Source organism: [Clostridium] celerecrescens 18A, from assembly GCF_002797975.1.
Classification (GTDB): domain Bacteria; phylum Bacillota; class Clostridia; order Lachnospirales; family Lachnospiraceae; genus Lacrimispora; species Lacrimispora celerecrescens.
In genome coordinates, this window is the sequence record NZ_PGET01000001.1 from 190190 (window position 1) to 201536 (window position 11347).

The following is an 11347-nucleotide window of genomic DNA, read 5'->3' on the forward strand; positions in this document are numbered from 1 at the left end:
GCTGGATTATTAAACCAGAGGAAAAGCAGAATGAATCAGATTTAACTGATTACAGGCTTTGTTACAATAAAAGCTAGTGCTCATCAGCACTGGGACGAATGTTATTCGAATTAATATTTTTGCCGGAGCTTTCGGAAGGTGTTCTGAAGACTCCGGCGATTGTATGTAATAAGTAACAAGGCGATTAAAGGGGAGGTCTGGCTGCAGAGAAGAAAGTTTGAGCTGAGCAGTGCACGCCTACTTACTTTTCACAATGAAATGATATATAATATGAATAAAGACTGTCATGCTTTTTTCTACTTGTATGTTATATAGATATAAGCCTATGAACTATAAACATAAAACTGCAAAAAGCATATTAGGGGGCGAAAGCTTGAAGGTATATAAAAAGAGGCTGGTTGGAATTCTTGTTTTAATATTTATATGTATAATTGGAAATTTTCTTGTTCGAATAATACTCCTATATTCAGTGAAAGAATCTCCAATTTTGCAAGGAACTTACTCATGTGATAAGCTTCCCTTTGCATCAATGGTATTTGATCTGGATGATAACAACACATTTTATTATTATAATTATGATGAAATGAGCAAAGGGACTTATTCTAAGGGAACAGATAGTGAACATTTTATCAATAGTTCTAAGTTTCAAAATACTAAAATACTATATGATGGAGAAAAACAGACATTTATAATTAAGATAGATGGAGAAACCTACTTATTCAAACAGTTTGACCGATTACCAATTATTCATCTTGAATCAGAATGAAAACTTCACAAAATGTAACTTTTAAATATCTTATTCCAAACAAATCTAAGATATACGACATAACTCTGGAAGTCCGGGAAGTGATGAGCGAAAGGGTTGGATATTTAAGTTAAATGTAAAAAAAGGAAGCCCCAGTAGATCGAATCCAGGACCTCCTTTTCTGTTACGAAGCTGTCTCTCTATTCAGTTCCCGGATCTCACGCACACGCAAAAGAATAGGAAGTAAAACCCCGGCTGCAATCAAACTGAATAAATTCTGTACCAGATTGAACGGAACATTGGAAATGGCAGCCGGCCAGCTATATACTGCAAGTTCAAATATGAAGTACCCGCCTGTGACTACTGCGCTGCTAAACACTCCGGCGGTTAAAAAGGGCAGTACCCGAAAGCCGCCCGCCGGTCCCCGGGAAGGCAGATGTTTATACAAATATCCCCCTGAAAATGCCGCCAATGCCTTAATGACCAGAGTAGCCGGTGCATAAAAGGCGTAACCAGACAGCAAATCCGCCATCATAGAGCCTATCCCTCCTGCGGCCGCACCTGCCATAGGTCCTAAGAGCAAACCGCTTAGCAATACCATTCCGTCTCCCAGATGAATATAACCGCTGAATGCAGATGGTATATGTATTACCATAGTAGCTGCAGTGGTAAGAGCTGCCATCAAAGCACTGAAAACTATTTTTTTTGTTCTGTTATTATTCATGTATTCTCCTCTCTAGCAGGTCATTTTTTTATTTTTATTTAAATCTATCATATAAAAAAACTGGCATTTTATAAATATCCAATTTGGATAAAATTATACATACCAGTTTTGCCGCGGCAGCCTTTAAATGCTTAATCGAAGAAGATGTCACTTATAGCGAAAAAAGACATTTTTGGAATAGCGGGATATTTTTTTAACTAAAATCAAATTACCACGTGGATAATAAAATAAAGGAATCGATCAGAATGGAAAAGGAGAACTGGGTATTGGCATGCGCGGTCTATATGAAATCCGCAGTGGAAAGAGGATCAATCATAGCATTGACTGTTTCACTTGACAAGTTAAACTTGTTTTTTTATAGAAAGCCTTATATAATAATGGAAAATAAAATGCGGTTGGAAAGGCGGATCAATGTTATGATACAGGACTTTACAATTCACACATTCCTTGAAAAATTATCCTCAAAAAGCCCAACGCCGGGCGGTGGCGGAGCAGCAGGTCTTGGCGGCGCCGTAGGAGCGGCTTTGGGAGAGATGGTGGTAAACTTAACTCTTGGCAAAAAGCGGTATGCCGATGTGGAAGAAGAAATGCAGTCGATCCTTGAAAAGCTGGAAGCTTTAAAACGCGAATTTTTAAGGCTTGCAGATGAAGACGAAGTTGTATTTGTTCCATTGGCGGCTGCATACTGCCTTCCCTCTGGTACGGAGGAAGAAAAACTTCATAAGACTGAAATCTTAGAAACCCACCTTCTTGCCGCCTCTCTGGTTCCTCTCATGGTCATGGAGCGTTCCATGGAAACTCTTGATATCCTGGAATTTCTGGCAGAGAAGGGAAGCCGCCTTGCTGTCAGTGACGTAGGCGTGGGAGTCCAGTTTATCCGTTCCGCACTGCTGGGAGCCAAGATGAATGTTTCCATCAATACAAAATCCATGAAGGAGCGGGAAAAGGCCGGACAGCTTCAGAGTCAGGCGGAACATCTGGCTGAAGAAGGAATCAGAAAGGCAGATGCCATCTATGCGAAGGTAGAAGCTGCGTTAAAGGCTTAATAAGGAGGAAAACAGACGTGATAACCTTAAAGGGTGCAGCCGTATCTGCAAAAATCAAGGAACAGGTAGAAACGCTTTTGAATGATTTAAAGGGAAAAACCCCGAAGCTTGCCATTGTGCGGGTAGGAGAACGGCCTGATGACTTATCCTACGAACGGGGAGCTTTAAAGAAGATGGAAAGCTTCGGTCTGATGGGGGAAAGCTTTGCATTTTCCCAGGACATCACTGATGAAGCATTTAAGGAAGAATTTGCAAAGATCAATGATAACCCGGACATCGATGGCATCCTTCTCCTTCGCCCTCTGCCAAAGCAGATAAAGGAAAAGGATATTGAACATATGATTGACCCGGGAAAAGATTTGGATGGCATATCCCCGGAAAATATCGCCAGGGTATTTGCCGGGGACGATACAGGATTTGCTCCCTGTACGGCAGAAGCGGTGGTGGAAGTCTTAAAAGCCAATGATATTTCCCTGACAGGAAAAAGAGTAGCCATCGTGGGCAGAAGTATGGTAGTTGGCCGCCCCTTATCCATGCTGTTGCTGAAGGAGAACGCTACGGTTACCATCTGCCACACCCGCACGGAGGATTTAAAGGAGACCTGTAAAAATGCTCAGATCCTTGTGGCTGCTGCCGGACGTGCAAGGATGGTGGATGCATCTTATGTAGGTAAGGATGCCATAGTGGTTGATGTGGGAATCAATGTGGACGAAGACGGAAAGCTTTGCGGAGATGTGGATTTTGATTCTTTAGAAGGAACAGCTTCCATGGCAACTCCTGTACCAGGAGGTGTAGGAGCGGTGACAACGGCCGTACTGGCCAGGCATCTGGTTTTGGCTGCCCTTAAAAGATAAATCATTTTTTGCGTAAAAAAGTAAAACAGAGACACTGCAGAAAAGCAGTGCCTCTGTTTTTTATCCGTTTAAAGCCTGCCGCTTCACCTGTCCGATAGCTCCAAGTACAGGTGGGAAATACAGGATTAATACAGTTAATACCAACTCTGGCAGGATATAAGTGGCATTATAACCCAGAGTATAAACCAATGGAGGTATGCCCTCTGGTGTATAGGAGGCAAAGAATATATAACCGGAAACAACATGGAATAAGTACCGACCTGTAACTCCCACAATATATCCGGCTACAAGGCCGTGCTTTTTGTTACTGAACAGCCCGGAAAGACCCAAAGCACCGAATGCCAAGGGATAGTCAAGAAGAACCTGGATCGGAGCGAATATATAGGGGTTCGTGATAAACTGTAAGATTCCATAGGCTATCCCGGTCGTGATCCCGGCCTTTACACCGTAAACATAACCGATGAGGCAGATGAACAGCATGGAAAACAATGTGATTGAGCCGCCAAAAGGAAGGGAGGCTACTTTGATAAAGGAAGTTACTGTTGCAAGCGCCATTGCACCTGCGCAGTAAACCAGCTGTCGGGTCTGCAGCTTTTGAGATTTAGAAGACGATCTGCCAAGAAGATGCAGGGCAAAAAAGATCGCAGCAAATAGAACGATTACCAGCAAGTATCCTGCCGGCCTTAATAAATACTCTTCATTTTCCGCAGAGTAAGTTAGAAAAAATGACATAAAAAATCCTCCTTTGTGTGCGCAGGAGGGGACTACTATTGCTTCCTTACGCCGGCATTATCCGGTTCAAGTAGTGAGGGTTCGGTTTCTACCAATCTCAGCCAATGGCTCCCCTAGCGTGTGTAATTTATACAATTTTGCTGTGAGTATAGCGCAAAAACACAGGCTTGTCAAGCCTTATCAAGTCATGTTTTTGCATATCTGATCCATAACCAAATTGTAAATTCAGTATAAAAATGCAAATAAAGCACAACCTAGTAAAAGAAGTAAAGTTGAAATAAAGTCCGCTTGATTAATTATTAACAAATTGGAGATACGGAGGTTGTTTTAATGACAGGCTTTATTATTGCTCTTATATCCGGAGCGCTTATGAGCATACAGGGAGTTTTTAATACGGGAGTGACAAAGCAGACCAGCATGTGGGTTTCAACAGGCTGGGTACAGCTGACTGCATTTTTGACCTGCCTCATTCTGTGGTATTTCTCCGGCAGGGAGAACATTACCGGCCTATTTGATGTGCAGCCCAAGTACTTATTGATTGGCGGCGTTATGGGTGCATTCATTACCTATACAGTAGTAAGGAGTATGGGAACCCTGGGTCCGGCCAAAGCGGCTCTGATCATTGTAATTTCTCAAATCATTGTAGCCTATGCCATCGAGTTGTTTGGCTTATTCGGTGTTGAAAAGGTGGGTTTTGAATGGAAGAAGCTGATCGGTGCAGTTGTTGCCATTATCGGAATCATGATATTTAATTAATTTGGAAATAGTGCTTGTATTTACTTATTTCTTTAGGTAGAATAGTAACATAGGCTGAAGATGGTATCCTTTTTTGGAGATTTTTGTAAGAGGAGGGATATCATGGATTACCAGAAAGTTAAAATCATCCTTATCGCCCTGTGTGTCTTAGGGGCGGGTGTATGTTATGGCTTCAGCAGAAGCCAGGAGGTTCACAGGCCAGGGGTTTCTTTGACAGAGGAATCGTCTTTATATTCCGGGGAAAGTGTTATCGGAATTGAAGCAGGTGATGGCACGGAAGCTTTAACAGCAGAAGAGGACAGTTTAGGAAGTGCAGGAGAGGAAACGGCCCTGCCTTTCTATGTACATATCTGCGGAGAAGTTGTTTCTCCCGGTGTTTATGAGCTTAAAGAAGGAAGCCGGGTTTTTCAGGCAATCGAGATAGCAGGCGGAGTCACAGACCAGGCTGCGGCAGAATATTTAAATATGGCGGAGCAGGTCAAGGACGGCATGAAGATCGTGGTCCCTGGAAAGGAAGAGGTGGAAGCGGCAAAGGCCAGGGGTGAGATTTCCTTACAGGCAGAGGCTTCATCGAACGTACAAAAAACAAAGGTAAATTTAAATACAGCCACCAAAGAGGAACTGATGACCCTTCGGGGAATCGGAGAAGCCAAGGCAGCCGATATCCTTAAATATCGGGACAGCCATGGCGGATTTCAAAAGATCGAGGATATCATGAAGATATCCGGCATTAAAGATGCGGCGTTTCAAAAAATAAAAGATGATATAACGGTTTGAAATAGAAGACAGAGGTGTAGTATGGCAAGCGTTTTAGTAGTTGATGATGAAAAACTCATCGTAAAAGGAATGAGATTCAGTCTGGAGCAGGATGGTATGGAAGTGGACTGTGCCTATGACGGAGAGGAAGCCATTAATCTTGCAAAGCAGAAAGAGTATGATGTGGTCCTATTGGATGTCATGCTTCCTAAATATGACGGATACGAAGTATGTCAGGCTATCCGGGAATTTTCCGAGATGCCCATTATCATGCTGACGGCAAAGGGCAACGATATGGATAAGATCCTTGGCCTGGAATACGGTGCCGACGATTATATTACAAAGCCTTTTAACATTCTTGAGGTAAAGGCCAGGATCAAGGCTATCCTGCGCCGGAATGCCAAGAAGAACAAGCGGGATAACCAGGAAGACAGCCAGGTGATAAAAGAAGGCGATTTGAAGCTGGACCGGGACAGCAGGAGAGTGTTTATTGCTGAGAAAGAAATCAATTTAACAGCAAAGGAGTTTGACCTGTTGGAGCTTCTTACCTGCAATCCGGGTAAGGTATACAGCAGGGAACAGCTTCTTACTTACGTATGGGGAAATAAAGCCATGGATACGGGGGATGTACGAACGGTAGACGTTCATGTAAGGCGTCTTCGGGAGAAGATTGAACCCAGTCCCAGCGATCCTAAATATGTGCATACCAAGTGGGGCGTAGGATATTATTTCCGCGTCTAGTAAAAGAAAGAGGAGGATTTCTGACGGGTGACCGGAGAAATCCGCCTTTTCTTAAATTTTGGGAGAGAAAATCCCATAGATCAGAATCAATTTTGGAAATGGGGAAACGATAGGATGGATTACAGCATTAGAAAAGTAAGAAAAGAGGATTTGGACCGTGTGGTAGAAGTGGAAGCCCTCTGTTTTCCGCCGGAAGAGGCAGCGGGGAGGGAAGCCATTTTGCAGAGGATTGCTCTTTTTCCTGAAAGCTTCCTTGTGGCGGAGCTATCCGACGGGACGATCATTGGTTTTATTAATGGCTGCGTTACAGAAGGGAATACGATTTGTGACGAAATGTTTGAGAAAGCAGATTTTCATAACCCAGACGGTGCTTACCAAAGCGTGTTTGGACTTGATGTGATAAAAGAATGGCGGGGCCGGGGAGTTGCCGCTGCGCTTATGAAACGTTTTATTGAAGAAGCAGGAAAAAGAGGCAGGAAAGGAATGATACTCACCTGCAAGGACAGGCTGATTCATTATTACGAAAAATTCGGTTACCGGAACATGGGAGTGTCCGGATCCGTACACGGAGGAGCCGTCTGGTATGACATGCGGCTCGATTTTATGGATACAGGGAAGTGAGGCACCGTCAGTATGAAGAGAAGCCCCCAGGGAGAGCGGTGGAGACGGCTTGACAATACGGCAAAGATATTTCCGGTCATAGCCAGTGAAAATTTAAGCAATGTATTCCGGATTTCCGCGGTTCTAAAGGATGAGGTGGATCCGGGTACCCTGCAGCGTGCACTGGAAGAGATCCTTCCTCAGTTTGAGGGATTTTCGGTGAGGCTGCGAAGGGGATTTTTCTGGTATTATTTTGAGAACAATAAGAGGATGCCGGTCATTGAACGGGAAACGACTTATCCCTGCAAATACATTGATCCTCACAGCAATCAGCTTTATTTGTTCCGAGTCACATATTTTGACAGGCGGATCAATCTGGAGGTATTCCATGCGGTTACAGACGGACTGGGAGCGGTAAATTTTTTAAAGGCCCTTGTTTACCGGTATCTGGATCTTAAGAAAAATTCCAGGACCGGCCATCGGGCCTCTCAGAAGATATCATCGGATGTATCCATGAATGTGGAGGATAGTTACGTCCGCCATTATAAAAAAACCGAAAAACGCAAATACAGCTCAAGAAGAGCCTATCATCTGGCAGGAGAAGCCCTTCCTCTCGATGAGGAAAATGTTCTTCACGGTTACGTGGACTTAAAGATGCTTAAGACGGTCGCTAAAAGCTATGGGGTCAGCATCACCAGATTTTTGACGGCGGCTTTGATCTGGTCGATCTATCAGGAATATCTTGACGGAAAGCCTTGTGAGGAGTCCATCGGTATCAGTATCCCCATTAACCTGCGGACCTTTTTCGGCTCGGAGACAAATGCTAATTTTTTTGCGGTGACGCTTATTGATTTTTTATCCACCAGTGAGGAGCATACCTTTACAGAGGTACTGGAAGCGGTAAGCAGCCAGATGGATTCAAAGATCACAAAGGAAAAGATGGAGCAAATCATCTCCTACAATGTTTCCAATGAAAAGAAGTGGTACCTGCGGGCCGCACCTCTTGTTGTAAAATGGTGTGCATTAAACCTGGTTTTCCGGAAAAATGAAAAAGCCTACACCATGACTCTTTCCAATATAGGTCCGATTGATATTGAAGAGGATTACAGGAAGGAAATCGAACGGTTTTCCATAATGATCGGAGTTTCCAAGAGGCAGCCTATGAAATGTGCGGTCTGTTCCTATGGAGAAGAGGTCATTGTGACCTTTACTTCCGTATTTCAGGACACCAGGCTTCAGGATCGTTTTTTCGGTTTTCTTAGAGAAATGAGGATTCCGGTGAGCCTTGAGAGCAACGGTGTTCCGGATCACAGGGATGATCTTGGAATGTATCCCCAGATCCGGTATGACCGGAAACGTCTTAAGAAGCTGGCCACTGTCTTTTATGGATTGCTGTTTTTTGTAGGGGCTGTTTTAGGGATGATCAATTATGCCACTTATTCCGGCTCTTTGTGGTCCATCATTGCCATCGGACTTATGGCATATACCGCTCTTACCGTTGAATATTCCGTTTTGCGCCATGCGAATCTTGCATCTAAGATCCTTTTGCAGACGGTGGCCGCGCAGATACTTTTAGTGGCCCTGGACCATTCTACGGGTTATAATGGCTGGTCAGTGAATTACGGAATTCCAAGCACCATTTTATTTGCGGATCTTTCCATTGTTTTTTTGATTCTGGTGAACCGGATGAACTGGCAGAGCTATTTCATGTATCAGATTGCTGTTACAGTGTTCAGTTTTATTCCTTTGATTTTATGGGCGACTGGTCTTCTTACCAGACCGTTTCTGGCCCTGTTTACTGTGACAGTGACAGTGATCATTCTTGCCGTTACGATTGTGCTTGGGGACCGAAGTGTAAAAACGGAACTGAAAAGGCGGTTTCATGTGTAAAAAGATGCCGGAAAAGGAGGGGATTGTTGATGAGCCGAAGAAAAGTGAGCGTAAGAGGAAATCTTGTGAGGGACATGATGCAGAATGTAATGGAAACTTCGTTAAAACAGCCCATCCGGACAGGAGAACTGAGGAAAAATCCAGTGGAACCTGCATGGGTCCGTCCGGCGGGTTATGAATATGAAATCGTAGAGCTGGAACATTTGAAAATGGAATATCTCCGCCCTGTGGGAGTGGTGACGGACCGGGTGATCTTACAGCTTCACGGCGGCGGATACATCGGGCCTATGAAGAACATTTACCGGAGATTTGCGGTCCGGTATTCCAAGCTAAGCTACGGAGGGGACGTTTTGACCCTTGACTACCGGGTGGCCCCGGAACATCCATATCCGGCTGCTTTGGAGGATGCAGTGGCTGCTTATCAGTGGCTTATTGAAGAAAAAGGGTACCGGCCAGAGCATATTGCGGTTGCCGGGGATTCTGCCGGTGGCGGATTAAGCCTGGCCTTAGGGCTGTATTTGAAAGATCATGGAATTGCCCTTCCCGGAGGGTTTATCACCATGTCTGCCTGGACAGATCTAACCAACAGCGGGGAAAGCCGTGTGTCTAATTACGAGATTGATCCGCTGTTTGGAAATTCTACGGATAATATGCTTTACAATTCGGAATATATCGGGGGAGAGGACCCTGGCATTCCTTATATTTCTCCGGTATTTGGGGAATATGAAGGCTTTCCTCCTGTTCTCATGCAGGTTGGAAGCTATGAGGTGCTTTTAAGTGATACGCTGACTGTAGCTGACAAGTTAAAACATGCAGGAGTGAAGCGGCGGGTTTCCGTTTATGAGGGAATGTTTCATGTATTTCAGATGGGACTGGATTTGATCCCCGAGAGCCGGGAGGCATGGGATGAAGTGGAATCGTTTTTACGGATCATCTTTAATATCAATGTCAAACCCGATGGAAAAGTGGTGCGAAAGGTGAAAACAGAGCACACAAAGCCGGCAAGAGATATGGTTAAGCTTCTCATTGCCATGATGAAGAAAGAACTGGACGCATAAAGGAGACACCAATGAAGATTACGCTGGTAACTGTGGGAAAAATAAAGGAGAAGTTTTATACAGATGCCATCGGGGAATACAGCAAACGATTGAGCCGCTACTGCAAACTGGATATCGTACAGGTGGCTGACGAAAAAACACCGGACTCGGCCAGTGAGGCAGTTGAGAGGCAGATAAAGGAGAAGGAAGGGGAAAGAATCCTTTCTTCGATTAAGGATGGGGCTTATGTGATTGCGTTGGCAATTGATGGGGAAATGCTTAACTCGGTTGAACTGTCGGAGAAGATAAACGGTCTGGGGATCGGAGGAGTGAGCCATATTGTCTTTGTGATTGGCGGGTCTTTGGGGCTTTCTGATGCTGTTTTAAGGCGGGCGGATTATAAGCTGAGCTTTTCCAGGATGACGTTTCCGCATCAGCTGATGAGAGTTGTTTTGCTGGAGCAGGTTTACCGGAGTTATCGGATTATTAGCGGGGAGCCTTACCATAAGTGACCCCGAAACCTTGTTTCATACAACGAAAGATGATATAATCAGTTTATTATTTTACAGGAGAGTATACGATCTATGCATATGCCAACATATCGGGTGACCTCGATTTTAAATGCCCTTTCCAACAGTCAGGAAGGATATACATTAAGTGAATTGACCAGAAAAACAGGAATATTGACAGGAACTATCTCGCCCATTTTAAAAACATTGCTGGAAGAAGGCTTTCTGGAGATGGCGCCCACTGGGAACCGTTATAAGATTGGTATGCAGGCCTACTATATAGGATTGGCCTTTTCAAAGGGTAGTACCACTCTGGAACTGGTGAGAAAAGAAATGGAGAAGCTGTCAAAGGAGTGCAATGAAACCTGTCAGATGGGGATCTTGCGGGAAGGTGAGGTGTTCTATCTGTTAAAGGTTGAAGGGAATGAGTCGATCCGGGTTGTATCGGAAGTTGGAGGCAGCCTGCCTGCTTATGCCACGGGTCTGGGAAAAGCGATTTTGTCAAAGTATGAAGCATCTGAATTAAAAACGTTTTACCCTGATGGACTGAAAGCCCTCACGGCTAATACCGTAACTGATATGGAGGAATTGAACAGACAGATAGAAGCCATAAAGAGCAGTGGGTTTTCCTATGAAGAAGGGGAAAGCGGCGAACATACCGCTTGTATTGGAACGGCGATCTGTCAGAATGGAGAAATTGTTGCCGGTTTAAGCGTCGTATTTCCGATTTTCAGGAAATCAGAAGAAAAAGCACAAATAATCCGGCAGGCATTAATCAAGTGCAAGACTAACATTGAAAAGATATTGGTAAATAATTCTTTGATTTAAATAAAAAACATTTTGAAATTTCCAGGAAATCTCAAAGTGTTTTTTTTGTGCAATTGATACAAAAATAGAGGGAAATTATTGTCAAAATGACATTTTTATAATAACTATTGATTTTTCATTGTTCAGGAG

At 44.0% G+C, this 11347-nt stretch carries 13 protein-coding genes and 1 riboswitch; of the genes, 11 read left to right on the plus strand and 2 right to left on the minus strand.

Annotated elements, in window-relative coordinates; genetic code table 11:
- Positions 1 to 373 precede the first annotated feature (373 nt).
- On the plus strand, positions 374 to 766 hold the full coding sequence (locus tag H171_RS00945) for a hypothetical protein (RefSeq protein ID WP_100303480.1): 393 nt from the start codon (positions 374 to 376) through the stop codon (positions 764 to 766).
- Between the two features lie 163 nt (positions 767 to 929).
- On the opposite strand, the gene H171_RS00950 is transcribed toward H171_RS00945, so the two are convergent.
- A complete protein-coding gene (locus tag H171_RS00950; RefSeq protein WP_100303481.1) occupies positions 930 to 1469 on the minus strand; it encodes an ECF transporter S component in 540 nt (179 codons plus the stop codon).
- 416 nt (positions 1470 to 1885) lie between these two features.
- Between H171_RS00950 and H171_RS00955 the strand changes: the two genes are divergently transcribed.
- Together H171_RS00955 and H171_RS00960 are read left to right on the plus strand one after the other, a co-directional pair.
- Positions 1886 to 2515, plus strand: a complete 630-nt coding sequence (locus H171_RS00955; RefSeq protein ID WP_100307367.1) for a cyclodeaminase/cyclohydrolase family protein — start codon at positions 1886 to 1888, stop codon at positions 2513 to 2515.
- Positions 2516 to 2532: 17 nt separating this feature from the next.
- On the plus strand, positions 2533 to 3369 hold the full coding sequence (locus H171_RS00960) for a bifunctional 5,10-methylenetetrahydrofolate dehydrogenase/5,10-methenyltetrahydrofolate cyclohydrolase (protein WP_100303482.1): 837 nt from the start codon (positions 2533 to 2535) through the stop codon (positions 3367 to 3369).
- Positions 3370 to 3429: 60 nt separating this feature from the next.
- On the opposite strand, the gene thiT is transcribed toward H171_RS00960, so the two are convergent.
- Positions 3430 to 4101: an energy-coupled thiamine transporter ThiT gene (thiT, locus tag H171_RS00965; RefSeq protein WP_100303483.1), complete on the minus strand. Its 672-nt coding sequence runs from the start codon at positions 4099 to 4101 to the stop codon at positions 3430 to 3432.
- Positions 4102 to 4127: 26 nt separating this feature from the next.
- A riboswitch (TPP riboswitch) is annotated at positions 4128 to 4226 on the minus strand.
- 205 nt (positions 4227 to 4431) lie between these two features.
- Here thiT and H171_RS00970 point away from each other — a divergent pair.
- The 8 genes from H171_RS00970 to H171_RS01005 all read left to right on the plus strand — a co-directional run bounded on the left by H171_RS00970 (position 4432) and on the right by H171_RS01005 (position 11218).
- The gene (locus tag H171_RS00970) at positions 4432 to 4857 is read left to right on the plus strand and encodes a DMT family transporter (RefSeq protein ID WP_100303484.1); all 426 of its coding nucleotides are present in this window, start codon (positions 4432 to 4434) and stop codon (positions 4855 to 4857) included.
- A gap of 102 nt (positions 4858 to 4959) precedes the next feature.
- Complete coding sequence (locus H171_RS00975; protein ID WP_100303485.1) at positions 4960 to 5634, plus strand: helix-hairpin-helix domain-containing protein; 675 nt, start codon at positions 4960 to 4962, stop codon at positions 5632 to 5634.
- 21 nt (positions 5635 to 5655) lie between these two features.
- Entirely contained in the window at positions 5656 to 6354 is a 699-nt protein-coding gene (locus H171_RS00980; RefSeq protein WP_025234634.1) for a response regulator transcription factor, read from the plus strand.
- A gap of 114 nt (positions 6355 to 6468) precedes the next feature.
- Positions 6469 to 6975 (plus strand): GNAT family N-acetyltransferase, encoded by a 507-nt coding sequence (locus H171_RS00985; RefSeq protein WP_100307368.1) that lies wholly within the window; start codon positions 6469 to 6471, stop codon positions 6973 to 6975.
- Between the two features lie 12 nt (positions 6976 to 6987).
- Positions 6988 to 8844 (plus strand): DUF6320 domain-containing protein, encoded by a 1857-nt coding sequence (locus H171_RS00990; RefSeq protein ID WP_100303486.1) that lies wholly within the window; start codon positions 6988 to 6990, stop codon positions 8842 to 8844.
- Between the two features lie 29 nt (positions 8845 to 8873).
- On the plus strand, positions 8874 to 9902 hold the full coding sequence (locus tag H171_RS00995; protein WP_100303487.1) for an alpha/beta hydrolase: 1029 nt from the start codon (positions 8874 to 8876) through the stop codon (positions 9900 to 9902).
- Positions 9903 to 9913: 11 nt separating this feature from the next.
- Positions 9914 to 10393, plus strand: a complete 480-nt coding sequence (gene rlmH / locus H171_RS01000; protein WP_100303488.1) for a 23S rRNA (pseudouridine(1915)-N(3))-methyltransferase RlmH — start codon at positions 9914 to 9916, stop codon at positions 10391 to 10393.
- Positions 10394 to 10465: 72 nt separating this feature from the next.
- The gene (locus H171_RS01005; RefSeq protein ID WP_100303489.1) at positions 10466 to 11218 is read left to right on the plus strand and encodes an IclR family transcriptional regulator; all 753 of its coding nucleotides are present in this window, start codon (positions 10466 to 10468) and stop codon (positions 11216 to 11218) included.
- Positions 11219 to 11347 lie beyond the last annotated feature (129 nt).